Here is a 26,235-nt window from a genome sequence, read left to right on the forward strand (position 1 = left end):
GTTTAGCACATTTTCACGGCATACCGCCAAGCGCGAAATCGGACTCTGGCCGGGTTATTCGTCATCCCGGCCGCCGCGGGAAACGGTAATGTCCAGTTCCCGGATTTTCTTGCGTAGTGTGTTGCGGTTCAGCCCCAGCAGTTCCGCCGTGCGAACCTGATTCCCGCGCGTGGCTTTCAGGCAAATTTCGATCAGGGGGCGCTCCACCTCCCGCAGGATGCGCATATGCAGCCCGGCGGCGGGAAGTTGATTGCCATGCGCGTCGAAATAAGCGGTCAGGTGACGGTGAACCGCGTCGTGCAGGCTTTCCGATCCGCCGGTTCCGGCACTTTCCTCTTCCGCGAAACTGGGGGATTCGCCCAGCTCAGCCTCGATAATGTCCTGATCGATGCGATCCTGGGCGTATAGTGCCGCCAACCGACGAACCAGATTTTCCAGCTCGCGCACGTTTCCGGGCCAACGGTGGCTCATCAGGCGGCTCATCGCCGCTTCCGTTACGGTCTTGAGGGGTAACCCGTTTTCCGCGGCCTCTGCCAGGAAATGCCGCACGAGATCGGGCACATCTTCGCGCCGCTCGCGCAACGGCGGCAGGCGGATCGGTACGACGTTCAATCGGTAATACAAATCTTCGCGGAAAAGGCCCTGGGAAACCAGTTGCCGCAAGTCACGATGGGTCGCCGCCACAATCCGCACATCGGTCTTGATGGGGCTGCGACCGCCGACCATCGTATATTCGCCTTCCTGAAGCACGCGCAGCAGGCGTGTCTGCGCTTCCAACGGCATATCGCCGATTTCATCCAGGAACAGCGTGCCGCCATCGGCTATTTCGAACCGGCCGGACTTGCGGCTGGTCGCGCCGGTGAAGGCGCCCTTCTCGTGCCCGAACAATTCACTTTCGATCAATTCGCGCGGAATGGCCGCCATATTGACCGCAACAAAGGGACGCAGCTTCCGCCGCGAATAATCGTGCAGCGCCCGCGCGACCAGTTCTTTCCCCGTCCCGCTTTCCCCCGTAATCAGCACGGAGAGGTCGGTCCCGGTAAGGCGTGCGATGATGCGGTAGACTTCCTGCATCGCCGGCGACCGGCCGATCAACGGCATCGGTTCCTCATCCGGCGTCTGCGGGGTGATGTCGCCCGGCACTTCCGTTTGAGACTTCAGGGCGCGCTGCACGGTATCGACCAGATTGGTCAGATCGAACGGCTTGGGCAGGTATTCAAAGGCCCCACGTTCCGTCGCCTTGATGGCGGTCAGCAGCGTATTCCGCGCGCTCATCGCAATGACGCGCAGGTCCGGTCGTATTTTGCGGATTTGCGGGATCAGATCCAATCCGTTGCCATCGGGCATGACAACATCGGTGACGACCAAGTCGCCCTCCCCGTCGGACACCCAGCGCCACAGGGTCGCCGCGTTGCCCGTCGTGCGCACCTCGTAGCCTTGGCGGCCCAGGGCATGGCTGACGACCGTGCGGATCGCCCGGTCGTCGTCGGCGACAAGGATCGTCTCACCGCTCATCCGCGCGCCCCTTTTTTCTTCGGCTTAGGCTTTTCAGATCCGACCATGTCGCGCAGAACGGGCAGCATGACGGTAAATACCGTGCGCCGCGGCTTGGATTCGAAGTCGATCACCCCGCCATGTTCCGACACCAGTTTCGCGACAAGCGCGAGCCCCAGGCCGGTTCCATTGGATTTCGTGGTAATGAACGGATCGAATAAATGCGGGCGCAGGTCGTCCGGAATGCCGCCGCCATTGTCCCGGATGGTGACGACGAGCGGCAGGTGCATCCGGCTTTCCTTACCCGGCACGGCCAAACGCACGCCGTGCTTATAGGCGGTCGTGACGACGATTTCCGGGTCAGGTCCGTTCGGGACCATGGCTTCGGCGGCGTTTTTCACCAGATTCAGGAATATCTGGATCAACTGGTCATGGTCGCCATAAATCGGCGGCAGCGACGGGTCGAAATCGGCGATCAGCCGCATGTTCTGGGCGAAGCCGTTGCGGGCGATGGCGAGGACCCGGTCCAGGACCTCATGGATGTTGACCGGAGACCGGTCCAATTGCGGCCGGTCGGAGAATATCTCCATCCCGTTCAGCAGTTTAACGATCCGGTCCGTTTCTTCCGTGATTAGTTTCGTTAACTGACGGTCTTCCGCCGGGATCATGGTTTCGATCAACTGCGCCGCCCCCCGGATACCGGATAGCGGGTTTTTCACCTCATGCGCCAGCATGGCGGCCAGAGCGGTTACCGAACGGACGGCCCCCTGTTGCGCCATGGCGTGATCGATTTTTCCGGCGATCGAATGTTCCTTCACCGTCAACACGATGGATTCCGGGTCGTCCAGCAACGGTGCGGCATCGACACTGATCGTGTGATTGCCGATGCGAGGCGTGGTCAGGCGAACCCCGTGGACGGTCATCGACGCGTTGGCGCGGCGCGCCCGGTCGACCATCGTCAGGATCGGGCTGTCCTGCGGGATCAGGTCCTGCAGGTTCATGCCCGCCAAAACGGCTTCAGACCCTTGCAGGAAGGTCTGCGCCGCGTTGTTCAGGTAGGAGATATTGCTTCCGGCATCGACGACGATAACCGGCTCCGGCAGGCTGTCGATCACGCTGTCCGAACTGGGCCGACTGATCGGCGGGGGTACTAAACGAATTTTCGCGGACATTAGGCGGCCTCCGCCACGGTATCTTTATCGATGTGGGTGGAAAAAGCATCATGGATCAAACGGCGGGTCAGTCCCACGTCTTCCGACGCCATGATCCGGGCGCGGTACCGCGCCGCGTCGCGCAGGCCCGTCAGCGACCAGGCGATATGCTTTCGCGCGACTCGAAGGCCCCGATAGCTGCCATGATGCGCCAGGATTTCATCCAGATGACGCAGCAGGATATCGCTTTGTGCTGACAAATCCGGGTCCGGCAACCGGGTGCCGTCCTGAACATACCGGATCGCCTGCCCCATGAACCAGGGGCGACCCTGGGCGCCACGCCCGATCATCACCCCGTCCGCGCCGGACTGTGCAAGGCAGGCATCGATATCGTCGAAGGTCGTGATATCGCCGTTCGCGATGACGGGAATCGACACGGCATCCTTCACGCGCCGGATGAAGGACCAATCCGACCGTCCGGTGTATTTCTGTTCACGGGTGCGGCCATGGACGGTGACAAGGCGAATGCCCGCCGCTTCCGCGCGACGCGCAAAATCGGGGGCGTTCCGGCAATCGTCGTCCCAGCCGGTGCGCATCTTCACCGTCACGGGCACCGACACGGCGGCAACCACGGCATCGACAATGGCCATCGCCTGATCCAGATCGCGCATCAGCGCAGATCCGCACATCTTGTTGGTGACCTTTTTCGCCGGGCAGCCGAAATTCAGATCGACGATATCGACACCCATGTCCTCGCAGAAGCGCGCGGCCTCGGCCATGATCCGGGGATCGTGGCCCGCAAGCTGAACGATATGGGGCTTTTCGCTCTCTTCCGCGCGGAAACGCTGAAGCGTCCCTTCGGTCCGACGCAGGGCTTCGCCACTGGCGATCATTTCCGATACCACCGTTTCCGCGCCCAGCGACCGGACAACGGTGCGGAACGGCAGGTCGGTCACACCGGACATGGGCGCCAGATAGACGGGCGTCTCGATACGGACGGGCCCGATATAGATCGGCGTTAGCCTGTTGCTTAGTTTTTGCGCAGTCACGCGTATCGCCTAAATTCTGTGCAAACCAAACGAGGCTTTTAACGCTTTCCGACGGTTTTTGCCAGAGACAAACGCAGTATGTCCCTATCCTTCAAGGATATCTGTGACGAATTTGACACCGGGATATCCCAGGGTGACCAAAAGATAGGCGATCATGACCAATTGAGCCGCAAGGCGTCCGCGCAAACCGACCAATCGTTGCAGAACGATCAGACCGCCAATCACCAGAAAGGCCGCGATGGTCAACAGGGTCTTGTGATCGAGCGCGAGAAGCGGGTCCCCCCTATGAACATGGATGGCGATGCCGGTCGCGACGCCGAAACCCAGTACGACTTCCCCCACCATCATCAGATGGTCTTGCAGCCGTTCCGCCTCCGCGACCGGCGGCAAACGACGGCTGACGGCATCGTTGCGCCGGGATTTCAAGGCGCGTTCTTTTACAAATACCGACAGGGCGGCCAGGGCCGATAGCGTAATCAAGGCATAGGTCGTCACCGCCAGAACGATATGGACGAGTATCCAGGGATCCGGCGCGCCGGACAGCATGCGGTCGCCGCTGTCCAGCAGTATCGCCAGCAGGATCAGGCTGGCCAGATAGGGTAGGACGAGGACGGCCAAGCTTCGGGCAATAGGTGCCGCCAGGGCAACCATGCCGTAAAGAAGCAGGGTGCCGGCCACGGAAACCCAGAGGGTAAAGGCGAAATCCGTGCGCCATCCAGCTTGAAGCGCCATGATGCACCAGACAACCGGACCAAAAACGGCAAGCGTCATCCAGATGGAAAATCCGCGAACGTGCGCCGAGTTTTCCGCCGGTCTGACGACAAAAAACCATATCGCCGGCGCCAGGCAGGCAAGTGCGAGGATTTGAAAGAGTGGCGAGTCCGCTAACATGGCCGCTATATAGCACCCCGTATCCCGACCTGAAATGCGAAAGCCATGTCCGCGCCTGTCAATTTTACCGCCCCCTTTCATGCCCTTATCGTCGCTGCCGGAACCGGACAGCGCGCGGGAGGCGGTGTGCCGAAACAGTATCGCCTTCTCGCCGGAAAGCCGGTTCTGCGGCGTACGGTCGACGCCTTTGCCGGAACCCCCGGGTTGCAATCGATCACAGTCGTGATCGGCGCGGGCCAGGAAGCGGACTGCGCGTCGGCCTTATCCGGCATTGAGACCCTGACAGTTGTCCCAGGGGGCGCATCCCGACAGGAATCGGTTCGAAACGGTTTGGAAGACCTGACACGCCGTTTGGGGGATGCCGCCGAGGCGGCGGTAGTGCTGATCCATGACGCGGCCCGCCCCTTTGCCACGCCCCGGATGATCCAATCCGTTTCCGAAACCGCCCACCGGGCCGGGGCCGCCCTCCCCGCCTTGCCGGTCGTCGACACATTGAAATCGGCCGCCGCAGACGGCACTGTGGCCGCGACGGTGCCCCGCGCCGGTCTGCATCGCGCGCAAACTCCGCAGGGCTTCCGTTTGGGCGCGATATTGGCGGCGCATCGCGCCGCCGATCCCGCGCAGGAAGCGACGGACGACGCCATGCTGGCGGAGTTGGCGGGATTGCCGATCACATTGGTGCCGGGCGAGGAGACGAATGTGAAATTGACCACCGAAGCCGACTTCGCCGCCGCGGAACAACGCCTGTCGGTTGCCAGGGAAACCCGAACCGGCATGGGTTTCGATGTGCATCGGCTGGTGACGGGCGACCATCTTTGGCTTTGCGGCATTCGGATCGATCATGACCAAACCTTGCTGGGGCATAGCGATGCCGATGTCGGTCTCCACGCTATTACGGACGCGATCCTGGGCGCGTTGGGGGACGGCGATATCGGGCAGCATTTCCCGCCCAGCGATCCCCAATGGAAAGGTGCGCCGTCCGACGCCTTCCTGCGCCACGCCGCCACACTGGCCGCCCGACGCGACGCCAAGATTCTGCATGTCGATGCGACACTGATCTGCGAGGCACCGAAAGTCGGCCCGCATCGGGCCGCGATGCGCGCGCGGGTCGCCGACATCCTGGGCCTGTCCAAAGACAGGGTCTCCATAAAGGCGACGACGACCGAGAAATTGGGCTTCACCGGCCGGGGCGAAGGCATTGCCTGCCAAGCGGTCGCGACCTTGTCCCTGCCGCCCTATGAGGACGAAAGCGAATGACGCCGTCTACCCTGATTGCAACCTGGTTCGGCAGTGGATTGCTGAAACCCGCGCCCGGCACATGGGGGACGGCGGCCGCCCTGCCCTTCGCCTGGCTGATCGCGCAGTATGGCGGCGGGCTTGCCCTTTTTGTGGCGGCGGTTCTTTTGTTTCCCCTCGGTTGCTGGGCGGCGTCCCGATACGACGCCGGCGCGGGAGGACACGACAATTCGGAAATCGTCGTCGACGAAGTGGTCGGCGTTTGGTTGACGCTCTGCATCGTCCCGCCGGATATCCTGCATTACGCCTTGGGATTTGTGCTGTTCCGGGTGTTCGACATTATCAAACCCTGGCCGATCCGGTGGGCCGATCGGCGTGTCGGCGGCGGCTTCGGCGTCATGATCGACGATGTCATCGCGGGCCTGTTCGCCGCCGCGTCGCTCTATGGCATAGGCTATGTGGTGCAAACTCTGACCGATGGGGGGAGCCTGTGATCGATCCTGACCTGTACGCGGCCGCCGAGGAAACGCTCGATCTCCTCCGCAAGGCTGGACTTAAGATGGTGACCGCCGAATCCTGCACCGGAGGCTTGATCGGTGCGGCCCTGACGGCGGTGCCCGGATCGTCGGATGTCGTCGACCGGGGCTTCATCACCTATTCAAATGAAGCGAAGGCGGAGATGATTGGGGTCGACTCGGAAAAGATAGCTGAGTTCGGGGCTGTCTCCGCCCCTGTTGCACAAGAAATGGCGGAAGGCGCCCTAACCCATTCAAATGCCGATATAAGCGTCGCTGTCACAGGTGTTGCTGGCCCCGGTCAATCTGAACGCAAGCCTGCCGGTCTCGTCTTCATATCCTGCGCGAAGAGTGACTATCAAACCATTGTTACTGAGAATAATTTCGGTGGCGATCGCGCTGCCGTCCGCAAGCAGACCGTCCTGGAAGCCTTGGCGCTTATTCGGCGGTCAGTGCGGGGATAGGCGCTCCGGCTTCCAACGCGCCCTCAATGCGGGGACCGACAAGACGGATCAGTTCCGCGAGCGGATGTCCCTGTCGCTCACCGTATAGCGCGACTTTCTCGTCCCAATTGTCCACCGTGTCTATCAGGACGGACGGATGGTCCATCCCCCGCCAGTCGGCGGCCCGCAATCGATCCGTTGCCTCCGACACCGACACCAGGGTCGTATCTTCCGTCAGACGGTCCAGATAAAATAGGTTCCCCCGGTGCAAGGCGAAGGATGCCAACAACAGCCCGGCCATTTCCGCCATACGTGCTCCGCTGGAAACGGTGAAACTGACCTGATCGAACAAGACGGCCCGCGCCCGCCCCTCCAGCAGCAGGCATATTTTCGGGCTTTCGTCCCGTTGAGCGTGGTCTCGGCGACCATAGAACAGGATACGCTCTACCTTCAGCAGGCTGTCCCGCGATAGTGCTTCCAGGACGCGCTGGCTGGCATGCAGGGTTTCGTAAGCACTGGGGCGTGCGAGTCGGTGGAGACGCACCGTTTCGACGGCACCATCGGTTTCGACATCGATTCCGGCTTGAAACAATGCGCGTTCGATCGCGTCCAGAGTGCTGGCGCGTGGGTCGCCGACGCCGCGTTCAATATTGTTCAAGGTGGCCAACGAAACGCCCGCAGCCTTGGCCAATTCGCTCTGTTTGATATTCAACAAAGACCGGCCTGCACGGATTTGTGCCGCTGTAATCACCGTCAAACCCCTTAAAATTAGTGATGATGCCTATTTATCTAGGCAACATGACACGATTTGCGGGATTGCTACAAGATGGGGCGTGTCGGCAAGTGGTCGGAGTCGCACGAACGAGAATCGATTCGGTTTCGCAACAAACACCAAACTGCAGTTGCAGTCACGAAAACGGACGCCGAACGATTCGCCCGCGAAACAAACTACAATTGTTTTCCATACAGAACCCGGGCGCGTTCCTCGAACGCGGCGACCATCCGTTTAACCGCCTCGGTGAATACCAAACCGATCATTGCCTGCAACATTCGGGATTTGAATTCGAAATCCACATGAAATTCGACACGACACCCGCCCGAATCGGGATTCGGTATGAATCTCCAGCTGTTATCCAGATATTTGAAAGGACCGTCTTCATAAGCGGTTAAAACTTCAAGGTTACCGGGGTCCAGGGTAACACGGCTGGTGAAACGCTCCGTGATACCCTTAAACCCAATGACGAGGTCTGCAACCAAGAGAGTATCGGTCTGCGTGCGAATTCTCGCTGCCCGGCACCAGGGCAGAAATTCCGGATAGCGGCCGACATCGGCGACCAACTTGTACATATCCTCCGCCCGGTATGGCAGAAAGCGTTGTTCCGTATGACTGGGCATGAATAAGGCGCTCGGTCCCTCGGTCCGGTAATGCAGTCTAACCGCTCCCTACCCTATTCCGCCGCCGGGGTCACGCGTTGGGCAGACAGTTTCTTTTCCCGTGCGTCCCGGAGACGCCGAAAATCGTCCCCGGCATGGTAGCTGGACCGCGTCAGCGGCGAGGACGAAACCATCAGGAACCCCCGCGCCCGCGCCATGGAGGCATAGCTTTCGAATTCCTCCGGTGTTACGAAACGGTCGATATGGTGATGTTTCGCCGTCGGTTGGAGATACTGCCCGATGGTCAGGAAATCGACATCCGCGGCGCGATAGTCGTCCATCAACTGCTGTATCTCGATCTTGGTTTCGCCCAGACCGACCATCAGGCCGGATTTGGTAAAGACCGTCGGGTCCAACTGCTTCACCTGCGCCAGCAGTTGCAGCGATGTGAAGTAACGCGCGCCCGGCCGGACGGTCGGATATAGACGCGGCACGGTTTCGAGATTGTGATTGAAAACGTCGGGCCGTGCTTCGACCACAACTTCAAGGGCACCGTGCTTCCCTTTGAAGTCGGGCGTCAGAATCTCGATCGTGGTTTCCGGCATGCGCTCGCGGATCGCCGTAATGACTTGCGCGAAATGAGCGGCGCCGCCATCGGCTAGGTCGTCGCGGTCCACGGATGTAATGACCACATGTTCCAACCCCAGCTTCTCTACCGCATCGGCGATCCGGAAGGGCTCGAAGGCGTCCAACGCGTTCGGTTTGCCGGTCGCGACATTGCAGAAGGCGCAGGCTCGCGTGCAGATTTCCCCCATAATCATGAAGGTTGCGTGTTTCTTTTCCCAGCATTCGCCGATATTCGGGCAGGCCGCTTCTTGGCAGACGGTCACCAGCTTGTGGTCGTCCACGATCTTGCGGGTGTTCTTGTATTCCTTGCCGACCGGCGCCTTCACGCGAATCCAGGAAGGTTTCCGTTGGATCGGATTGTCGGGCCGGTTGCGCTTTTCCGGATGCCGGTGGGGACGCTGCGCGGTGTCCATCGTATCGGACATGATGCGGTATCCTGTAAATGAGCCTCTCACCGTCCAAAGTGGTCGGTGGGGCATTTCAGGTCAAGGCTCCGCAAAAGATCGGATGGATGTCCGCCCTTCGACGAGAACCTTACGGATTTCGTACGACGATTCCGTGATAGCCGCTTTTATTCGCGATCGCTTGTTCCGCGACGGTCTGAATAACCTCATTCAAGGTTTTCGCGTCGTGGTCCGGTGCTGACGGGTCCAGAGACAGATCAGTGATAACCACCATCATGTGACGCCACCGGCCGGTTTCATAGACCAGTTCCCGGCGAACTTCCGCAATATGCGGATGCTCGATGGTTTCCATTTTGGACGTCCCTTTCACAAACCGATGGCCCTGATCACGTAGGCGACTGTACACGTGACTCGGGATATCGCAAGACAGAAACAAAAACGCATAAAATTTTATACGTATTTAGGATAAAGATCACGTAAATCGTACTGACATTTTACGGACCGCCCCGACGCCTGCTTGCGATGTCCTTTTCTTACATGTGGATAACCTTCCCGAACGCATCCAATACCGATTCGTGCATCATCTCACTTAATGTCGGATGCGGGAACACGGTATGCATGAGTTCTTCTTCGGTCGTTTCAAGGGTTTTCGCGATGGAGTAGCCCTGGATCAGCTCCGTTACCTCGGCACCGATCATATGGGCCCCCAGCAATTCGCCGGTCTTACCGTCGAACACTGTCTTGATCAGGCCTTCCGGTTCGCCAAGGGCGATCGCCTTGCCGTTGCCGATGAAGGAGAACCGGCCGACCTTCACGTCATAGCCCGCAGCCTTCGCCTTCTCTTCGGTCAAGCCGATGGAGGCGACTTGCGGATGACAATAAGTGCACCCCGGTATCCGTGATGTATCCAGCGGATGGACGCCTTTCAGTCCGGCGATTTTTTCGATGCAGATCACGCCTTCATGTTCGGCCTTATGCGCCAACCAGGGCGGGCCGGTCAGGTCGCCGATGGCGTAAACACCGGGCTCGTCAGTTTCGGACCACTCGTTGGTGACGATGTGCGTCTTCTCAACTTTGATCTTCGTGCCTTCCAGGCCGATATCCTCAACGTTGCCGACAATGCCGACGGCGGAAATCACGCGATCGACCGTGATGTCTTCGGTCTTGCCTTTCGTTTCGATGGTGCAAGTGACGCTGTCCGTGCCGCGTTTCAGGCCCTTCACTGTCGCACCGGATAGAATCTTCATCCCCTGCTTCTCGAAGGCTTTTTTCGCGAAGGCCGAGATTTCAGGGTCTTCCACGGGCAAAACTCGGTCCATCACCTCGACGACGGTCGTTTCAGCGCCCAGCGTGTTGAAGAAACTGGCGAATTCGATGCCGATGGCCCCGGATCCGATGACCAGCAGCTTCTTCGGCATGGTATTCGGGACAAGCGCGTCGCGATAGGTCCAGACCAGTTTGTGGTCCGCTTCCAGGCCCGGCAATTCCCGCGCCCGCGCGCCGGTCGCCAGGATGACATACTTTCCGGTCAGGGTCGTGACCGCCTTGCCGTCTTTCTCTACGGCGACCTTGCGCGCACCCGTCGCCCCACCGGCCAGCTTGCCCCAGCCGTCGATGACCGTGACCTTGTTCTTCTTCAACAGATGGCCGACACCGGCATTCAACTGCTTGGACACGCCCCGGCTACGCTTCACAACCGCATCCAGATCGAAGGACGGGTTATCGCAGGACAGGCCGTAATCCTTCGCATGCTTCATATAGTGAAAGATTTCCGCGGACCGCAGCAGCGCTTTGGTCGGAATGCAGCCCCAGTTCAGACATATGCCGCCCAGATGGTTGGCCTCCACAACGGCGGTTTTGAAGCCCAGTTGCGCCGCCCGGATCGCGGCGACATAGCCGCCCGGGCCGCCACCGACGATCACGACATCGAAATTCGTGTCGGACATGGTCTTTCCCTCCCCGTCCCTAGAGCATCAGCGCGATCGGATCTTCGATCAGCGCCTTGAGTTCCTTCACCAGGGCCGCGCCGGTCGCCCCGTCGATGCAACGGTGGTCGACCGCGAGGCTGAGCGACATGACGGTCGCCACGGCCAGCGCGCCGTCCTTCACGACCGGACGCTGTTCCCCTGCCCCGACGGACAGGATGCCGCCCTGCGGGACGTTGATGATGGAGTTGAAGCTCTTCACCCCGAACATGCCGAGGTTGGAGATGGTGAAGGTTCCGCCCTGATATTCTTCCGGGGCCAGTTTTCCATCGCGCGCCTTCGCGGCGAGGGATTTTGCTTCCTGCGAGATCGTGGCCAAACCTTTCGACGCGCAATCCTTGATGATCGGCGTGATCAGCCCTCCGTCGACCGCCACGGCCATGGCCATGTCGACCTTCTTGAATTTCAGGATCGCGCTGTCCGTATAGGCGACGTTGCAATCCGGCACACGGGACAGCGCCAGCGCCGTCGCCTTGATGACGAAATCGTTGACGGAAATCTTGTAGTCCGCCCCGTCCCGTTCGTTCAGTTGCTTACGCATGGCCAGCAGCTTGTCGATTTCCACATCGACCTGAAGCGAGAAATGCGGAATGTCGCGGGCGGATTCCGTCAGCCGCTTGGCGATCGTCTTGCGCATGTTGGAATGCGGAATGGCTTCCGCTTCCGGCAGCATTTTGAAGATCGGATCGTCCGCCGACAGAACAGGCGGCGCACCGGCGGCGGCCGGTTTGGCGGGCACCGCTCCCGGAGCGGACGCAGCTGCCGGGGCGGCGGCAGGCGCGGCGGCCTTCCCGGTCCCGGCCGCAAGCGCCTTTTCGATATCGCTTTTCACGACCCGGCCATGCGGCCCGGTACCGGAAATCGCCTTCAAGTCCAGGCCTTCGGTGCTCGCCATCCGGCGCGCCAACGGGCTGGCGAAGACACGGTCGCCGGACGCGGCAGGCGCCGGGGCGGCACTCTGTACCGGGGCGGCGGCGGGCGCTTCCGCCTTTGCCGGTTCCGGGGATGCCGCGGGGGGTGCCGTGGGGGCCGCTTTCGCCGCCGGGGCATTGTCGCCGGCTTCTTTCACGGCATCGGCGGCGTCCTCGCCTTCTTCGGCCAGGATCGCGATCGGCGTGTTGACCGCGACGCCCTCGGTCCCTTCCGGTACCAGGATTTTCGCGATGACGCCTTCATCGACGGCTTCGAATTCCATCGTCGCCTTATCGGTTTCGATTTCCGCCATCACGTCGCCGGACGCGACGCTGTCGCCTTCCTTGACGTTCCACTTCGCCAGCGTGCCCTCCGTCATGGTGGGCGACAGTGCCGGCATCAGAATTTGAACGGCCATGGTCCTTCTCCCTCCGGCTCAGCGATAGCAGACGGCGCGGGCCGCCTCGACGATGTCCTGGGGCTGCGGCAGCGCCAGTTGCTCCAGATTGGCGGCATAAGGCATCGGCACGTCCTTACCCGCGACCCGCATGACCGGGGCGTCGAGATAGTCGAACGCGTTTTCCATCATCACCATACCCAGTTCCGCGCCGATCCCGGCGAAGGGCCAGCCTTCCTCCACGGAAACCAGTCGATTGGTCTTCTTGACCGAGGTCACGATGGTTTCCACGTCCAGCGGGCGTATGGTGCGTAGATCGATGACTTCGGCGCTGATCCCGGCTTCGGCCAGGGCGTCGGCGGCTTCAAGCGCCTTGCCCACCATCAGCGAGAAGGCGGTGATCGTCACATCGGTCCCGGCGCGCACGATTTTCGCCTTGCCGATCGGCACGGTCCAATCGTCGGTGTCGGGAACGTCGAAGGTCTTCCCATAGAGCAGTTCGTTTTCCAGGAAGATAACCGGGTTCGGATCGCGGATCGCCGATTTCAGCAAGCCTTTCGCATCCGCCGCGCACCAGGGAGAAACGACCTTCAGGCCCGGGCAATGCGCGTACCAACTGGCATAGCACTGGGAATGCTGGGCCGCGACGCGCGAGGCGGCGCCGTTGGGTCCCCGGAAGACGATCGGCGCGCCCATCTGACCGCCGGACATATAAAGAGTCTTGGCGGCGGAGTTGATGATCTGGTCGATCGCCTGCATGGCGAAGTTGAAGGTCATGAATTCGACGATCGGACGCAGGCCCATGAAGGCCGCGCCGACGCCCAGACCGGCGAAACCGTGTTCGGTGATCGGCGTATCGATGACGCGTTTGTCGCCGAATTCGTCCAGCAGTCCCTGGGACACCTTATAAGCGCCTTGATACTGGGCGACTTCTTCCCCCATCAGGAAAACCGACGTGTCGTTACGCATTTCCTCGGCCATCGCGTCGCGCAGGGCTTCACGAACCGATTGCTGCTTCACCGCGCCGGTCCATTCCGGTTCCGGCGGCGGGGCGTCGGCGGCCTTCGGCGCGGCGGGCGCGCTCGCAGAGGCTTCCGAAGCCGCCGGCGCTTCTTCCGCGGCAGGTGCGGCGGCGGGCGCAGCGGATGCGGCCCCTTCCGCCGCGCTGGCGTCCTCGCCCTCTTCCAGCAGCACGGCGATCGGTGTGTTCACCGCGACGCCTTCGCTACCTTCCGGCACCAGGATCTTGCCGATGACGCCTTCGTCGACGGCTTCGAATTCCATCGTCGCCTTATCGGTTTCGATTTCCGCCATCACGTCACCGGCGGAGACGGTGTCGCCTTCTTTTACGTTCCATTTAGCCAGGGTGCCCTCGGTCATCGTGGGCGACAGCGCCGGCATGAGAATTTGAATAGCCATTTATATGTCCTCTCGATCCGGTTCCGACGCGTTACGCTTCGATCAGCACGTCCGTCCACAATTCGGACGGGTCCGGCTCGGGACTGCTTTGCGAGAAATCCGCCGCTTCGGAAACGACGGCTTTCACCGATTTGTCGATTTCCTTCAGGTCATCCTCCGTGGCGTGACCGCCGTCGATGAGAAGCGCCTTCACCCGATCGATCGGGTCGGAGGTGGAGCGGACCTTATTGACCTCTTCCTTCGACCGATACTTCGCCGGATCGGACATGGAATGGCCGCGATAGCGGTAGGTTTTCATTTCCAGGATATAGGGACCCTTGCCCGCGCGGCAGTGGGCAATGGCCTTTTCCGCCGCGTCGTGGACCGCCAGGACATCCATCCCATCTACCTCTTCGCCCGGAATGCCATAGGCCTTACCACGATCGTGAAGATTGGCGCCGGAGGCGGAAATCCGTTCCACCGAGGTCCCCATGCCGTATTTGTTGTTTTCCACGACATAGACGACCGGCAGCTTCCACAGCGCCGCCATATTGAAGGCTTCGTAAACCTGGCCCTGGTTCATCGCGCCGTCGCCGGTATAGGCGAGGCAGACATTGTCCGTTTCGTTATACTTCATGGCAAAGGCGATTCCGGTGCCCAGCGGAATCTGCGCACCGACGATACCGTGGCCGCCGTAGAAGTTCTTTTCCTTGGAGAACATGTGCATGGAGCCGCCTTTCCCCTTGGAATAGCCGCCCTCGCGCCCGGTCAGTTCCGCCATGACACCTTTCGGGTCCATGCCGGTCGCCAGCATATGGCCGTGATCTCGATAGGAAGTGATGACCGCGTCGCCGTCCTTGGTCGCGGCCTGCATGCCGGTGACGACGGCTTCCTGGCCGATATAGAGATGGCAGAAACCACCGATCAGGCCCATGCCGTATAACTGACCGGCCTTTTCCTCGAACCGGCGGATCAGCAGCATTTCACGATAATAGTCGAGTAGCTGTTCCTTGCCGGCGGCTGCCGGTTTCGCGGCTGCCGCCTTTTTGGCAGCGCCTTTCCGCACGGGCCGTTTGGCCGTTGCCTTTTTCGCCATCGGTCGTTCCCCTCAGCTCGGACCCGGATTCTTGTCGCGGCCGCCAGTGGCCGCCGGGCCCGGTGTTGATACGATACGGGGGCTGATCGTCTACCTGCCCTGTCCCTCAAAGGCACAGACGGTTGAAAGGTCGGCAATGAACGACCGCCCCTCTTGGTCAACCCATTGCCGAAGCGGTACCCGGTTTTAATTCTTAAATCAATAGGTCACGCAAATTATTGAAAACTCACAATAATTCGTAACTTAACTGGAAAACAGTTGAATTCTTTGAAAGCGATATTTTTTGCGCACTGCACAATCGAGAACAGGAAAAAGATACCATTCCTGAGAGTAACAAATTGTGAAGAGGAAGTGTAGTTTAGCTTTGCGTCGGCAGGAAGATGATAACCTCGTTATCCCGCAACTTGTGCAGATCGAGGCGCAGACGTTCTTCCAACATGTCGAGATCCAGACTGCGGCGGTCGAGCAATCCGACGCGCCGCTCCAGCACCTCGCGGTCCGACTGAAGGTGGTTCAGCGCCACACGGGCGCGTTCCACTTCGTTGGACAGCCGCATCAACGATAGAAGGCCATGGTCGCCTTGAACAGTGTGATAGGCAAAATACGCCAAGACACACGCCCCAAGAGCGGGGAGCGTTATCTGGCGCGATCGCCGTTTGAGTTCATTAAGCGCAGTCATAGCGCTTCTTTGAATCACGAAAGGGATTCGCCGTCAATGGGCAATATTTTCAATGAGTTATAGGGAATCTTTTGCCGCCCGAAACGGCATATATTGCCTATCGAAACCCGCCGGGACTCAACGGGTAGTAGGAGAGTCAGGATATAGCATGCCGCTGTCGGAAACCGCCCATTGGCAGGAAATAACGGGAAATAGCCATCGCCTGATTACGGTGTGCGCTCCAGCACGTCCAAACGGTCCGGCCCGACGATGCGGCCGCTGACGAACCGGAATCGTGGGGCATCCCCCAAATTCGACCATCCGGGGCCCGATAACCCTGCCACGCCGTCGCCGCCGATCGCCAACCCCGCACGATACCAATAGATGCGGTCAACTAGATCGGATTTCAGGAAATGCGTCGCGACCGTTCCGCCGCCTTCGACCATCAGCCGTGTGATACCCTGGTCGGCCAGTCGCTCCAGGATCAAGGGGATGGAGAGAAATCCGTCCGCATCGCGCGCGATCGTCAGGCGGTCAACGCCGGATGGCGGCGGTGTGGTGCAGTCAGGGGCAACGATTTGAAGGCTGTCCTGACCGCCGTTGCAGAATACGGCATCCGGCGGCAAACGGCCCCGCGAGTCGAGAACGATGCGGATCGGTTGCTCCTGAATACCCGGTAGCCGACGTGTCAGCGCCGGATTATCCGCCAGAACGGTCCCGATACCGACCAGGATGGCGTCATGCGACGCCCGGATCATCTGCGCGTCCTGGCGGGCCTCCGGCCCGGTGATCCATTTGCTCTGCCCCGTCGCCGTCGCGATCCGGCCATCCAGGCTGGTGGCCAGTTTCAACGATACGAAAGGACGCTGATCCGTCTTGGTCAGAAAGAACCCTTTATTCAGGGCCCGCGCCTCGTCTCGCAAGACGTCTTCCACGACCTCGATCCCCGCCTCACGCAGCATGGTCAGGCCGCGCCCGGAAACGCGTGGGTCCGGATCGACAGTGGCGACGACCACGCGGACGATCCCCGCGTCGATCAAGGCGACGGCGCAGGGGCCGGTCTTACCGAAATGGCTGCACGGTTCCAGGGTGACATAAGCCGTTGCGCCACTGGCCGCCTGCCCTGCCCGACGCAAGGCTTCCGTTTCCGCATGCGGCCGTCCGCCCGGCTGTGTCCAGCCGCGCCCGACCACGGTTCCGTTCTTAACAAGAATGCAGCCGACGGCCGGATTGGGGGCTACTCTGCCAAGTCCACGGGCGGCAAGCGACAGGGCGGCGTGCATCCATCGCGCGTCCGCCGCCCTGTCCGCCGTGTCTGCCATGAATGGACCTAGAGTTCGTCTTCCAGGCGGGAGACGTCACGCCGCACGAAGTCGGTGAAGTCCTTGGCCTCGCGGAAGTTCTTGTAGACCGACGCGAAGCGGACATAGGCCACTTGGTCGAGTTGCAGCAGCGAATCCATGACCATCTCGCCCACTGTCGAAACCGGAACTTCGCTTTCGCCGGAACTTTCCAAACGCCGAACGATGGAATTCGCGATCCGTTCGATGCGATCCAGTTCGACATTCCGTTTGCGGCAAGCGACCTGCATGGACCGGATCAGCTTGTCGCGATCGAAGGGTTCGCGCTGACCGTTCTTCTTCACCACCGTCAGTTCACGGAGCTGAACCCGTTCGAACGTGGTGAAACGCGCCCCGCAATTCAGGCACATGCGCCGCCGCCGGATCGCCGAGTTATCCTCGGTCGGACGGGAATCCTTAACCTGAGTGTCTTCGTGACCGCAGAACGGACATTTCATGGTGTGCTAGCCCCCTGTTCGGTCGGGGCGAATACCCGATGGCACCCGCCCCGCCCCTAATACTCTGCCTTAATACGGCGCCGCATACAGCGGGAAACGCGCACAAAGCGCCTTCACCCGAGCATGAACGCTGTTTTCGATCGCACTATTGTCGTCACGATTCGCGGCAAGACCATCCAAGACTTCAACGATCAGCTTGCCGACTTCACGGAATTCGGCTTCTCCAAAACCGCGCGTCGTCGCCGCCGGTGTGCCCAGACGAATGCCGCTGGTGACCATCGGCTTTTCCGGGTCGAACGGAATGCCGTTCTTGTTGCAGGTGATACCGGCCCGTTCCAGGCTCTTTTCCGCGATATTGCCGGTCAGGCCCTTCGGACGCAGGTCGACCAGCATCAGATGCGTGTCGGTGCCGCCGGAAACGATGTCCAGTCCGCCTTCGATCAGGGTCGATGCCAGAACCTTCGCGTTCCGGACGACGGCCTTGATGTAGGATTTGTATTCCGGACGCAGCGCCTCGCCGAAGCCGACGGCCTTACCGGCGATGACATGCATCAGCGGGCCGCCCTGCAGACCCGGGAACACGGCGGAATTGATCTTCTTCGCGATCTCTTCATTGTTCGTCAGCACCAGGCCGCCGCGCGTGCAGCGCAGGGTCTTGTGCGTTGTGGACGTCGCGACATCGGCATAGTCGAGCGGGTTCGGATGTTCGCCCGCGGCGACCAGACCGGCGAAATGCGCCATATCGACCATGAACAGCGCGCCGACGCTGTCCGCGATTTCGCGGAAGCGCTTGAAGTCGATCTGACGTGGATAGGCGGAGCCGCCCGCGATGATCAGTTTCGGCTGATGTTCCTTGGCAAGGGCCTCGACCTGATCGAAATCGATCAGCGCGTCTTCCTTGCGGACGTCGTATTGCACCGCGTTGAACCATTTACCGGACTGGTTCGGCCCGGCACCGTGGGTCAGGTGACCACCGGATGCCAGGGACAGGCCCAGGAAGGTGTCGCCCGGCTGAAGCAGCGCCATGAACACGGCCTGGTTGGCCTGCGCCCCCGAATGCGGTTGGACGTTGGCGAATTTGCAGTTGAACAACTCGCAGACGCGGTCGATGGCCAGCTTTTCGACGACATCGACATATTCGCAGCCACCGTAATACCGGCGACCGGCATAGCCTTCGGCGTATTTATTGGTGTTCACGGAGCCGACGGCCTGCATGACGGCGCGGCTGACGATGTTTTCGGACGCGATCAGTTCGATCCCGTCGTTCTGGCGTTCAAGCTCATGCTCCAACGCGGCGAAAATTTCCGGGTCGCTGTCTTTCAGGTCCGTTTCAAAGAACCCTTGGAAACCGTAAAGCGGCTGGGTTTCGGCGCTGCTCATTCTACCCTGTATCCTTCTGTCTAATAGATGTGACCGGTTGAGCCCGATCCGTCAGTCTTCGGTCGCGGCCGGGGACAGCTTGCCCACCCGCCGTGCATGCCGTCCGCCTTCGAAGTCCGTGGTCAGGAACGTCCTAACACACTCCAACGCGACTTCCGGCCCAATCGTGCGTGCGCCCAAAGCAATGACATTTGCGTCATTATGCAGCCGTGAGAGGCGCGCTTCGGTGCTGTTGTGGCACAGCGCCGCCCTGATATGGCGATGGCGGTTCGCCGCAATCGAAATGCCGATCCCGGATCCGCAGACGAGAATGCCGCGCGTGGCGCGACCGTCGGCCAGGGCTTCCGCGAGACGATCCGCAAAATCGGGATAGTCGACGCTATCTGTAGAATAGGTTCCGACATCCAGGGCGGTCAGGCCGAAATCATCCAGCACCGGGATCAGCGCGTTTTTCATATCCAGCCCGGCGTGATCGCAGCCGAGGGCAACGGTCGTCGATGGTGTCGAAGAATCGGCCATGTGTTTCTTTTCACCCGTGATAGGACCTGTGTCCTCCAAGACGGCGGGACTTAACATAATGTCGTTGGAATGGCTAGGGGAAGCACAACAAATTGCGTCACCCCACCGATTTAGTCTCCTTGTCGTCGCCGCACACCACAACAAAACGGTCAGTCGGTATGGCATAGACGTATCGACGGTTGTCTTTTTCCCTGCCATTTTCAACGGCCTTAGGGCATGGACGGAATCATGATTCGTCAATTTTTGACTGCGTCGCCAATATATTGTGTGTGAAAAATCAAATCGGCACACCAGCTTGGCCTGTTTTCTCAACATTTAATTCAATAGGTCGCGATTAGTATAGTGCCGAATCTTTATTGATTCGCGGACGGTAGTTTGCTTAAATTTACCAGCAATCCGATTCTGCAATACGGAATTGACCTGTCGGGCATTTGGGGATGCTGGACGACATGCATTGGGCACCGTACATCGCGCCCGGGGGAAAATAGTCATGAAAATTTCCAGTTCGGATAAGGACAAGGCGACCGCAAGCCGTGGTGACCTCCTGCACATGACTGCGGAAGTCGTGTCCGCCTATGTCGGCAACAATTCCGTTAAAAAGGCTGATATCAGCGGCGTGATCGGGGAAGTCTTCGGTAAATTTTCGTCGCTCAGTCAGGATCCGCCACGGACGCCGTCCCGGCCGCTCAACGTGAAGCAGAAGGCGCCCATATCCGTCAAAGAGTCGATTCAGCCCGACTATCTCGTCTGCTTGGAAGACGGTCGAAAGTTGAAGATGCTGAAACGTCACCTGCGCACGGCCTATAACATGACGCCGGAACAGTACCGCGCGAAATGGGGCCTGCCGCCGGAATATCCGATGGTCGCACCGAACTATGCCGCGCAGCGCTCCACTTTCGCCAAACAGATCGGACTGGGAAAAACCACCGGTCGCGGCGGACGCGGATAACCTTTTGGCCGGCGGTTTCCGACCCGGCCTTGCCTTTTCATTCATCGTTTCCGGTATATCGATATGGGACTAAAGGTCCCAACCGCTCGGCGTTTCCTGACGCCGAGCGCGCGGCACAACGGCATCTACATCCGACGCGTGGGTGTTGCGATCGTATTTCGCCTTATAGACCATGCGTTCCAACTTTCGGACCGCCTGTTGCGTCAATACCGCCTCCCCCGCCGATGCACTACCGACGATCGATACTTCGATATAGGTGACAGGATCCACCGCCGATACCTTCACATAGGCGCCTTGCGCGATGAATTCGATCAACGCGCCCTGCGGCAAGACGGTTCGGTTCGACGACGGAATGTGTTTCGACATAGGGGAATTTTACGACGCGTCGTTCGTAGCTCCAAGCAGGGAATTTCCGAGCGGATCGCAAAATTATTTGGCGCCGCTTTACAGGCATGGTTTCGCGGTCTAGCTGTTCTCATACATAAAAACACAGTCATCCAGGAAGGAAGCGCCCGACAAATGCACCGTTGGTCGCCGATTTCACCAACATTGCAGGCGCGCCAGTGAGCACCATTACCCCAGACGACGGTCTATACGTTCCCCCGGTCGCAGCCACCAAGTCCGTGCCGCCGCAGGCATGGTTGTTATTGGCGTTTCTGGCTATTGTCTGGGGCTCGATGTGGCCGCTGATCAAGCTGGCTGTCTCGGAAATCCCGCTAATGACCCTCCGCGCTTCGTCAGCCTATATCGGTGCGACTATCCTTTTCGGCGTTGCCGCGGCAATGGGGCACAGTCTGAAGCCGGCGCGAGGTGAGATCGGCAGGATGATCCTCTGTTCCATTTTTCTGATCACCCTGTGGTTGATTCTATCGGCGACGGCGTTGAGCGTTCTTCCCGCTGGGCGGACGGCGCTTCTGGCCTATACGATGCCCTTCTTCGCGCTCGTCCTAGGCGTGCTGTTCTTTCGTGAGACGGCGTCGCGCGGGCGTTTGATCGGCGTTGGACTGGGGCTTGCCGCCGTGGCCGTACTGTCCGGCGACGCCCTTGCGGACCTGAATGGCGCCGCCGCCCGGATCGGCATTCCGGCCGTATTGGGCGCCGCCTTGACCTGGGCAATCGGGTCGAAGCTTCAGATCGCCTTTCGGTTTTCAATACCGCTGACCGTCGCGAACGGTTGGATGATGATGATCGGTGGGATACCGATCGTCGGACTGGCCCTGTATCTGGACGGTGGGCAATGGATCGATACGGTTTCGGCCCCGGCCCTCGCCGCGGCTTTTGCCGTCGCCGTGATGAGCCAGGCGCTCGGTTTCCTTGCCTGGACAACCTTGTTGAAGATCACAGACATAGCCTTTGCCTCCATCGCGATCCTGGTCGTTCCGATCACGAGTCTCGGTTTCAGTTTTGTGTTTTTGGGCGAGGTATTGGATACGCGCGACATGATCGGCATGGCCTTGTTGCTTTTGGGGCTGGCGACCGTTCTGCCGGTGAAAAGTGTCCTCAGGCGGTTTCTAGGGGGGCGCTGACTGCCCGGAGTCACGGCGGAATCATAGGTTCAGCTTGCGTGTCGGTACTGATTTCCCTATGTATCGCGCTGCAGCACAGTATAAGCTGTTTCCAAAATCGCGCCGGATTTCGCCGAGCAGGAGCATCCTGAATGTCGCGTCTTATTGCCTTGGTTTTCGCTTTTCTTCTGGTTCCTGTGGTCGCCTTCGCACAGACGGAGCCCGAACAGGCCGCCGAATTCATCGAAAATCTGGGACAGCGCGCGGTCGATGTGCTGCGAGATCAGTCGATCACGTTGGAAGAGCGGGAAAGCAAACTTCGCGGCATCGTGCATGAAAGCTTCGACGTCGAGGTAATCGGGCGCTTTGTTTTGGCCGATTTTTGGAAGACCGCCGATGCGGATGAACGGGACGAGTTCCTGGTTCTCTTTTCGGACTATGTCCTGCAAACTTACTCTCAACGGCTCGGCGGGTATTCCGGCCAGACCCTGCGCATCGACGATAGCCGGTCCCACCGCGACAAGGATGCTGTCGTCGAAACGACGATCATCCAAGATGGAACCGACCCGACCGGCGTTTCCTGGCTGGTGCGCGATACCGATAAGGGCTTGCGGATATTGGATGTGATCGTCGAAGGAAAGAGCCTGGCCTTGGCGCAGAAGAAGGAGTTTTCCTCCATTCTCGCGCGGGAAAAAATGCCGGGACTCCTCCAACTTCTGCGCCTGAAGACGTCGAAATATTCGGTGCAATCCTGACCGTTCCCGCCGGTGCCGACGATGCGCTTCTCCCTTGTTCCGAATATCGGAAGCGCACATAATGGTAACCAGGGAGGACAAAGAATGACGATATTGCGGGGGCGCGGGAAACTCAGTCTGATATGCGCTGCGGCGGCGGTGTGTTCCGCCGTCTATTTGTCGTCTATGACTCCCGCTGTTGCAGAAGATTTCACCGACGGTTGGAACGCCTATCAGCAGGGCGACTTCGGAAAGGCGCGCGCCATTTGGATGCCCCTGGCGGAAACCGGGAACGCCAAGGCGATGTTCAACATCGGCGTCATTTACGACGAAGGCCGGGGGATCGCCCCGGACCGCGCGAAGGCTATTGAATGGTGGAACCGCGCCGCCGAAGCGGGCCATGCGCAGGCGATGCACAATCTGGGCCTTGCCTATATCGAAGGGTCCGGCGTTAACCAGAATTACGATCGTGCCTACGGCTGGCTGGAACGCGCCGCCTATCACGGTCTTGTCCGATCCCAATATTCGCTGGGCAAGATGTTCGAATATGGGCTGGGGGTCGAGGAAAGTCAGATTCGCGCTGCCTTATGGATCGAACGGGCGGCGATCGCCGGCTTCGACCGGGCGCAGTACAATATGGGCAAGCGCTATCGCGACGGGAACGGTGTCGAAAAAGACCTCGTCATGGCCGCAAAATGGTTCCTGGCCGCCGCGCGACAGGGCTATGACAAAGCGCAGAACCATATCGGCGCCCGTTTCTCGAAGGGCGAAGGTGTCGAAACGGACATGGTCGAAGCGTTGAAATGGCTGACGCTTGCGGCCAATCAGGGAAATGCGTCCGCCAAGAAGCGTGCGGAAAAAGTGGCCGATAAGATGACTGCGGAACAGCGCGAGGAAAGTCAGCGTCGGGCCGAAGCTTTCGTGCCCGAACGGTCCAACGTTTACTGATCCCCCTACTCTGTCAGTTTCAGGAAATCAGCGCTTTTTCGACGGAAACAGTGTGCGCTTGCCCGACTTCGGCAAGATGGGCGCGATCTTCTTCGTGTCGTCGAAGCTTTTCAGGTCGAACGCCCGTCCGCCGACATCGTTGAAATGGCGCATTGCCTTTTCGAACATCGGCCCGAAATCGTCCGAATTTACGATTTCCCCCAGTGGTAGGGAGGCTTCTTCAACATCCAGAACCAGATAGTCGCATTGGTCTTTGGCGATTTCCGCCATCCGCTTGGACACGGCACTTGCGTCAATACCGTCATCCAACAGCACCGAATAGCGGCCACGACCGACCTGCCCGACACCGCTGCCGCCTGACGACCATGCCCGCATCGTCTGCACAAGGCTGTCGTTCAATCGATCGGCATCCTCGCGGCTGACCGTCTTTTCGACATGGTCCCAATTCACGTCGTAGAAGGCGAAGTTCATTTCCTCCCCGGCATCGCGCGACTGAGTACCGACGATAGCGGCGGCATTCGCGAAATCGAGGACAGACATGGGGTTCGGGGCGGCCTTGGTCACGGTTTCCCGCGATCTAAGCGGTAGGGCCTTGATTGACAGGTGATGGATGCCCTTGCGCTGCGGGCTGCTCATCCCCGAAACGCTGATCGGGGTCGGCTTTCCATCCGCACCGGGATGGGCCAGAATCCACTGATCGGACACCCGGCCGGTCAGTTTCAATTTATTGACGAATTCCCCCAGGACGGCAGCATCGGTCTCCGCCGCGATCACGGCGACATCCTGCCCTTTCAGCTCCTCCGCCGTCCGATGCAACAGTGCCTTTACCGACCCGGCCGCGAAGACGACCACGCCGCTGTCATCGACTTCCAACAAAACATCCGCCGCGGCGAACGCAAAGGCAACATATCGATCACGCTGTTCTGTCAGCGAAAACTCTTCAGTCATTGGGTCGTTCCATTCCGGATCCGATTACCCACCCAGCGGGAATTTACACCATTCATCCGCCAAACCGCCACAGGAAGGAGACGGATCAGGCGCGTTCCCGTGTTTTCGAGAAACGGATATCCGGGTTGTTCTGGATCTGGTGATTTAGTTCCCAATAGTTGCGGGCCAGAAAGACAGGCGCGCCGTCGCGGTCCGTGGACATGGCGCTGCGGATGGCACCACAGAAAGAATCGAGCTTCGCCTTGTCATCGCAACTGACCCAGCGTGCGGTTTCGTAAGGCGCCGGTTCCAACGTAACATTGATGCCGTATTCCGCCTCGATCCGGGTTTTCAAGACGTCGAGCTGAAGCTGACCGACGACACCGACGATCCAGTTCGCCCCCAGTTCCGGCTTGAAAACCTGGGTCACACCCTCTTCCGCGAGACTTTCGAGCGCCTTTTTCAAGTGCTTCCCCTTCATCGGGTCGTCCAAGCGGACGCGGCGCAGGATTTCCGGGGCAAAATCCGGGATACCGGTGAACCGCATATCCTCGCTCTCGCTCAACGTGTCGCCGACACGCAGGGTCCCATGGTTCGGCACGCCGACGATATCGCCGGGGAAGGCTTCGTCCGCGATTTCACGGTCCTGCGCAAAGAACATGATCGGGTTGTAGATCGCCATCGGCTTGCCGGAGCGAACATGCTTCAGCTTCATGCCGCGCTTGAACTTGCCGGAGCACATGCGGACGAAGGCGATACGGTCGCGGTGGTTCGGGTCCATATTCGCCTGAACCTTGAAGACGAATCCGGACACCTTGTCCTCGGTCGGATCGACGCTGCGCTTGTCGGTCGGCAGTGGCCGCGGCGGCGGCGAGAATTCGGCGATCCCAGACAGCAAATGACCGACCCCGAAATTGCGCAGGGCGCTACCGAAATAGACCGGCGTCATGTGCCCTTCCAGGAAGGCGTCGACATCGAATTTCGGGCAGGCTTCCCGAACCAATTCCGCTTCTTCACGCAACTTCTGAAGCTGTTCCGCCGGGATCAGTTCTTCCAGCTTCGGATCGTCCAACCCATCGACCTGTACCGACTCGGTCCGGTCTTCCCCCATCAGCAGGACACGGTCGTGCAGCAGGTCGTAGCAGCCCTTGAAATCGCGACCCATACCGATGGGCCAAGCGACCGGCGCGACGTCGAGTGCCAATTCCTCCGCGATTTGGTCCATCAGTTCGAACGGATCGCGCGCTTCCCGATCCAGCTTGTTGATGAAGGTTACGATCGGCATATCGCGCAGGCGGCAGACCTCAAACAGTTTGCGGGTCTGTGGCTCGATCCCCTTCGCCGCGTCGATGACCATGACGGCGCTATCGACCGCCGTCAGCGTGCGGTAGGTATCTTCCGAAAAATCTTCGTGGCCCGGCGTGTCCAACAGGTTGAACGTGATGCCGTCGCGAATGAAGGTCATGACGGAGGTCGTCACCGAAATGCCGCGCTGCTGTTCGATCTTCATCCAGTCGGATCGCGCCCGGCGGCGTTCGCCCTTCGCCTTCACCTCACCCGCCAAATGGATGGCACCGCCGCGCAGCAGCAGCTTTTCCGTCAGGGTCGTCTTCCCCGCATCGGGGTGGGAGATGATCGCGAAGGTACGCCGGTCGCGTACGGCCTGTTCCGTCGTCGGCATGGAAGCCTGCCCGTCCGTTCTGTGAATTCCGTCTTCGAAGCGCCGTGTTTCTAGGCCCGCAGGCTGGTCCGCGCAAGCATGGCGTCGCCGTAAGCGCGGTTTCGCCATCCTTCTTTTTGCCGACCGACTGTCTTGCCCAGAATGCATCTTGTCCAAAACGCGGG

General features: G+C 60.0%; 27 protein-coding genes. 7 read left to right on the forward strand and 20 right to left on the reverse strand.

The features are described from left to right. Positions 1 to 54 precede the first annotated feature (54 nt). The 4 genes from ntrC to HH303_RS15955 all read right to left on the reverse strand — a co-directional run bounded on the left by ntrC (position 55) and on the right by HH303_RS15955 (position 4,465). Positions 55 to 1,515 carry a nitrogen regulation protein NR(I) gene (gene ntrC / locus HH303_RS15940; protein WP_169626389.1) on the reverse strand — a complete coding sequence of 487 codons (1,461 nt, stop codon included), beginning with the start codon at positions 1,513 to 1,515 and terminating at the stop codon, positions 55 to 57. Continuing rightward, complete coding sequence (locus HH303_RS15945) at positions 1,512 to 2,666, reverse strand: two-component system sensor histidine kinase NtrB (RefSeq protein WP_169626390.1); 1,155 nt, start codon at positions 2,664 to 2,666, stop codon at positions 1,512 to 1,514. The genes ntrC and HH303_RS15945 overlap by 4 nt, the downstream gene beginning before the upstream one ends. Further along, a complete protein-coding gene (dusB, locus tag HH303_RS15950) occupies positions 2,666 to 3,694 on the reverse strand; it encodes a tRNA dihydrouridine synthase DusB (protein ID WP_169626391.1) in 1,029 nt (342 codons plus the stop codon). The genes HH303_RS15945 and dusB overlap by 1 nt, the downstream gene beginning before the upstream one ends. Positions 3,695 to 3,778: 84 nt before the next feature. Further along, complete coding sequence (locus HH303_RS15955; RefSeq protein ID WP_169626392.1) at positions 3,779 to 4,465, reverse strand: cytochrome C assembly family protein; 687 nt, start codon at positions 4,463 to 4,465, stop codon at positions 3,779 to 3,781. A 165-nt stretch (positions 4,466 to 4,630) separates the two neighbouring features. Here HH303_RS15955 and HH303_RS15960 point away from each other — a divergent pair, with 165 nt between their 5' ends. From HH303_RS15960 to HH303_RS15970, 3 genes are read left to right on the forward strand one after another with little or no spacing between them, the layout of a single operon-like run. Then, positions 4,631 to 5,842, forward strand: coding sequence for a bifunctional 2-C-methyl-D-erythritol 4-phosphate cytidylyltransferase/2-C-methyl-D-erythritol 2,4-cyclodiphosphate synthase (locus HH303_RS15960; RefSeq protein ID WP_169626393.1), 1,212 nt, complete (start codon positions 4,631 to 4,633; stop codon positions 5,840 to 5,842). Next, entirely contained in the window at positions 5,839 to 6,315 is a 477-nt protein-coding gene (locus HH303_RS15965) for a phosphatidylglycerophosphatase A family protein (protein ID WP_169626394.1), read from the forward strand. The genes HH303_RS15960 and HH303_RS15965 overlap by 4 nt, the downstream gene beginning before the upstream one ends. After that, a complete protein-coding gene (locus HH303_RS15970; RefSeq protein WP_169626395.1) occupies positions 6,312 to 6,800 on the forward strand; it encodes a CinA family protein in 489 nt (162 codons plus the stop codon). The genes HH303_RS15965 and HH303_RS15970 overlap by 4 nt, the downstream gene beginning before the upstream one ends. Here the strand turns inward: HH303_RS15970 and HH303_RS15975 are convergent. The 13 genes from HH303_RS15975 to rpiB form a co-directional block, all read right to left on the reverse strand. Next, positions 6,775 to 7,530, reverse strand: coding sequence for a helix-turn-helix transcriptional regulator (locus HH303_RS15975; protein WP_169626396.1), 756 nt, complete (start codon positions 7,528 to 7,530; stop codon positions 6,775 to 6,777). The two genes, HH303_RS15970 and HH303_RS15975, sit on opposite strands and share 26 nt — an antisense overlap. A 197-nt stretch (positions 7,531 to 7,727) precedes the next feature. Then, positions 7,728 to 8,174: a type II toxin-antitoxin system RatA family toxin gene (locus HH303_RS15980; RefSeq protein ID WP_169626397.1), complete on the reverse strand. Its 447-nt coding sequence runs from the start codon at positions 8,172 to 8,174 to the stop codon at positions 7,728 to 7,730. Between the two features lie 53 nt (positions 8,175 to 8,227). Further along, positions 8,228 to 9,205, reverse strand: a complete 978-nt coding sequence (gene lipA, locus HH303_RS15985; protein WP_227421874.1) for a lipoyl synthase — start codon at positions 9,203 to 9,205, stop codon at positions 8,228 to 8,230. Between the two features lie 109 nt (positions 9,206 to 9,314). Next, on the reverse strand, positions 9,315 to 9,536 hold the full coding sequence (locus HH303_RS15990; protein ID WP_169626398.1) for a hypothetical protein: 222 nt from the start codon (positions 9,534 to 9,536) through the stop codon (positions 9,315 to 9,317). 181 nt (positions 9,537 to 9,717) lie between these two features. Beyond that, on the reverse strand, positions 9,718 to 11,130 hold the full coding sequence (gene lpdA / locus HH303_RS15995; protein ID WP_169626399.1) for a dihydrolipoyl dehydrogenase: 1,413 nt from the start codon (positions 11,128 to 11,130) through the stop codon (positions 9,718 to 9,720). 19 nt (positions 11,131 to 11,149) lie between these two features. Continuing rightward, positions 11,150 to 12,499 carry a pyruvate dehydrogenase complex dihydrolipoamide acetyltransferase gene (locus tag HH303_RS16000; RefSeq protein WP_169626400.1) on the reverse strand — a complete coding sequence of 450 codons (1,350 nt, stop codon included), beginning with the start codon at positions 12,497 to 12,499 and terminating at the stop codon, positions 11,150 to 11,152. An 18-nt stretch (positions 12,500 to 12,517) separates the two neighbouring features. Next, entirely contained in the window at positions 12,518 to 13,897 is a 1,380-nt protein-coding gene (locus tag HH303_RS16005; protein WP_169626401.1) for a pyruvate dehydrogenase complex E1 component subunit beta, read from the reverse strand. A gap of 31 nt (positions 13,898 to 13,928) precedes the next feature. Next, positions 13,929 to 14,972, reverse strand: coding sequence for a pyruvate dehydrogenase (acetyl-transferring) E1 component subunit alpha (gene pdhA, locus HH303_RS16010; protein WP_169626402.1), 1,044 nt, complete (start codon positions 14,970 to 14,972; stop codon positions 13,929 to 13,931). 358 nt (positions 14,973 to 15,330) lie between these two features. Beyond that, entirely contained in the window at positions 15,331 to 15,582 is a 252-nt protein-coding gene (locus tag HH303_RS16015; protein WP_264465910.1) for an FtsB family cell division protein, read from the reverse strand. A gap of 275 nt (positions 15,583 to 15,857) precedes the next feature. Beyond that, positions 15,858 to 16,952 carry a bifunctional diaminohydroxyphosphoribosylaminopyrimidine deaminase/5-amino-6-(5-phosphoribosylamino)uracil reductase RibD gene (gene ribD / locus HH303_RS16020; RefSeq protein WP_227421875.1) on the reverse strand — a complete coding sequence of 365 codons (1,095 nt, stop codon included), beginning with the start codon at positions 16,950 to 16,952 and terminating at the stop codon, positions 15,858 to 15,860. Positions 16,953 to 16,960: 8 nt separating this feature from the next. Continuing rightward, positions 16,961 to 17,428, reverse strand: a complete 468-nt coding sequence (gene nrdR, locus HH303_RS16025; RefSeq protein WP_169626404.1) for a transcriptional regulator NrdR — start codon at positions 17,426 to 17,428, stop codon at positions 16,961 to 16,963. Positions 17,429 to 17,497: 69 nt separating this feature from the next. Then, a complete protein-coding gene (glyA, locus tag HH303_RS16030; protein ID WP_169626405.1) occupies positions 17,498 to 18,808 on the reverse strand; it encodes a serine hydroxymethyltransferase in 1,311 nt (436 codons plus the stop codon). A 51-nt stretch (positions 18,809 to 18,859) separates the two neighbouring features. Beyond that, entirely contained in the window at positions 18,860 to 19,327 is a 468-nt protein-coding gene (gene rpiB, locus HH303_RS16035) for a ribose 5-phosphate isomerase B (protein WP_169626406.1), read from the reverse strand. Positions 19,328 to 19,817: 490 nt separating this feature from the next. Here rpiB and HH303_RS16040 point away from each other — a divergent pair, with 490 nt between their 5' ends. Beyond that, a complete protein-coding gene (locus HH303_RS16040; protein ID WP_227421876.1) occupies positions 19,818 to 20,276 on the forward strand; it encodes a MucR family transcriptional regulator in 459 nt (152 codons plus the stop codon). A gap of 69 nt (positions 20,277 to 20,345) precedes the next feature. Here HH303_RS16040 and HH303_RS20135 read toward each other — a convergent pair whose 3' ends face one another. Further along, on the reverse strand, positions 20,346 to 20,642 hold the full coding sequence (locus HH303_RS20135; RefSeq protein WP_227421877.1) for a DUF6898 family protein: 297 nt from the start codon (positions 20,640 to 20,642) through the stop codon (positions 20,346 to 20,348). A gap of 197 nt (positions 20,643 to 20,839) precedes the next feature. On the opposite strand from HH303_RS20135, the gene HH303_RS16050 reads away from it, so the two are divergent. The 3 genes from HH303_RS16050 to HH303_RS16060 all read left to right on the forward strand — a co-directional run bounded on the left by HH303_RS16050 (position 20,840) and on the right by HH303_RS16060 (position 23,463). Then, positions 20,840 to 21,802 (forward strand): DMT family transporter, encoded by a 963-nt coding sequence (locus HH303_RS16050; protein WP_169626407.1) that lies wholly within the window; start codon positions 20,840 to 20,842, stop codon positions 21,800 to 21,802. Between the two features lie 131 nt (positions 21,803 to 21,933). Then, positions 21,934 to 22,536 (forward strand): MlaC/ttg2D family ABC transporter substrate-binding protein, encoded by a 603-nt coding sequence (locus HH303_RS16055; protein WP_169626408.1) that lies wholly within the window; start codon positions 21,934 to 21,936, stop codon positions 22,534 to 22,536. 84 nt (positions 22,537 to 22,620) lie between these two features. Further along, the gene (locus HH303_RS16060) at positions 22,621 to 23,463 is read left to right on the forward strand and encodes a tetratricopeptide repeat protein (protein ID WP_169626409.1); all 843 of its coding nucleotides are present in this window, start codon (positions 22,621 to 22,623) and stop codon (positions 23,461 to 23,463) included. A 27-nt stretch (positions 23,464 to 23,490) separates the two neighbouring features. Here HH303_RS16060 and HH303_RS16065 read toward each other — a convergent pair whose 3' ends face one another. Further along, positions 23,491 to 24,411 carry a hypothetical protein gene (locus tag HH303_RS16065; protein ID WP_169626410.1) on the reverse strand — a complete coding sequence of 307 codons (921 nt, stop codon included), beginning with the start codon at positions 24,409 to 24,411 and terminating at the stop codon, positions 23,491 to 23,493. Between the two features lie 85 nt (positions 24,412 to 24,496). After that, positions 24,497 to 26,071: a peptide chain release factor 3 gene (locus HH303_RS16070; RefSeq protein WP_169626411.1), complete on the reverse strand. Its 1,575-nt coding sequence runs from the start codon at positions 26,069 to 26,071 to the stop codon at positions 24,497 to 24,499. Between the last annotated feature and the right edge of the window lie 164 nt (positions 26,072 to 26,235).

This window comes from Pacificispira spongiicola (assembly GCF_012926505.1).
GTDB lineage: Bacteria > Pseudomonadota > Alphaproteobacteria > UBA8366 > Aestuariispiraceae > Pacificispira > Pacificispira spongiicola.

What these genes read in the sequence shown, in the direction of transcription:
- nrdR (WP_169626404.1), bottom strand. Translation starts at nt 17,428, where the DNA reads ATGAAATGTCCGTTCTGCGGTCACGAAGACACTCAGGTTAAGGATTCC.
- rpiB (WP_169626406.1), bottom strand. Translation starts at nt 19,327, where the DNA reads ATGGCCGATTCTTCGACACCATCGACGACCGTTGCCCTCGGCTGCGAT.
- HH303_RS20135 (WP_227421877.1), bottom strand. Translation starts at nt 20,642, where the DNA reads ATGTCGAAACACATTCCGTCGTCGAACCGAACCGTCTTGCCGCAGGGC.
- HH303_RS16065 (WP_169626410.1), bottom strand. Translation starts at nt 24,411, where the DNA reads ATGACTGAAGAGTTTTCGCTGACAGAACAGCGTGATCGATATGTTGCC.
- glyA (WP_169626405.1), bottom strand. Translation starts at nt 18,808, where the DNA reads ATGAGCAGCGCCGAAACCCAGCCGCTTTACGGTTTCCAAGGGTTCTTT.
- HH303_RS15990 (WP_169626398.1), bottom strand. Translation starts at nt 9,536, where the DNA reads ATGGAAACCATCGAGCATCCGCATATTGCGGAAGTTCGCCGGGAACTG.
- HH303_RS16055 (WP_169626408.1), top strand. Translation starts at nt 21,934, where the DNA reads ATGTCGCGTCTTATTGCCTTGGTTTTCGCTTTTCTTCTGGTTCCTGTG.
- HH303_RS15955 (WP_169626392.1), bottom strand. Translation starts at nt 4,465, where the DNA reads ATGACGCTTGCCGTTTTTGGTCCGGTTGTCTGGTGCATCATGGCGCTT.
- ribD (WP_227421875.1), bottom strand. Translation starts at nt 16,952, where the DNA reads ATGGCAGACACGGCGGACAGGGCGGCGGACGCGCGATGGATGCACGCC.
- ntrC (WP_169626389.1), bottom strand. Translation starts at nt 1,515, where the DNA reads ATGAGCGGTGAGACGATCCTTGTCGCCGACGACGACCGGGCGATCCGC.
- lipA (WP_227421874.1), bottom strand. Translation starts at nt 9,205, where the DNA reads ATGTCCGATACGATGGACACCGCGCAGCGTCCCCACCGGCATCCGGAA.
- HH303_RS15945 (WP_169626390.1), bottom strand. Translation starts at nt 2,666, where the DNA reads ATGTCCGCGAAAATTCGTTTAGTACCCCCGCCGATCAGTCGGCCCAGT.
- HH303_RS16005 (WP_169626401.1), bottom strand. Translation starts at nt 13,897, where the DNA reads ATGGCTATTCAAATTCTCATGCCGGCGCTGTCGCCCACGATGACCGAG.
- HH303_RS16040 (WP_227421876.1), top strand. Translation starts at nt 19,818, where the DNA reads ATGAAAATTTCCAGTTCGGATAAGGACAAGGCGACCGCAAGCCGTGGT.
- HH303_RS15965 (WP_169626394.1), top strand. Translation starts at nt 5,839, where the DNA reads ATGACGCCGTCTACCCTGATTGCAACCTGGTTCGGCAGTGGATTGCTG.
- pdhA (WP_169626402.1), bottom strand. Translation starts at nt 14,972, where the DNA reads ATGGCGAAAAAGGCAACGGCCAAACGGCCCGTGCGGAAAGGCGCTGCC.
- HH303_RS16070 (WP_169626411.1), bottom strand. Translation starts at nt 26,071, where the DNA reads ATGCCGACGACGGAACAGGCCGTACGCGACCGGCGTACCTTCGCGATC.
- lpdA (WP_169626399.1), bottom strand. Translation starts at nt 11,130, where the DNA reads ATGTCCGACACGAATTTCGATGTCGTGATCGTCGGTGGCGGCCCGGGC.
- HH303_RS16000 (WP_169626400.1), bottom strand. Translation starts at nt 12,499, where the DNA reads ATGGCCGTTCAAATTCTGATGCCGGCACTGTCGCCCACCATGACGGAG.
- HH303_RS15980 (WP_169626397.1), bottom strand. Translation starts at nt 8,174, where the DNA reads ATGCCCAGTCATACGGAACAACGCTTTCTGCCATACCGGGCGGAGGAT.
- HH303_RS15960 (WP_169626393.1), top strand. Translation starts at nt 4,631, where the DNA reads ATGTCCGCGCCTGTCAATTTTACCGCCCCCTTTCATGCCCTTATCGTC.
- HH303_RS16060 (WP_169626409.1), top strand. Translation starts at nt 22,621, where the DNA reads ATGACGATATTGCGGGGGCGCGGGAAACTCAGTCTGATATGCGCTGCG.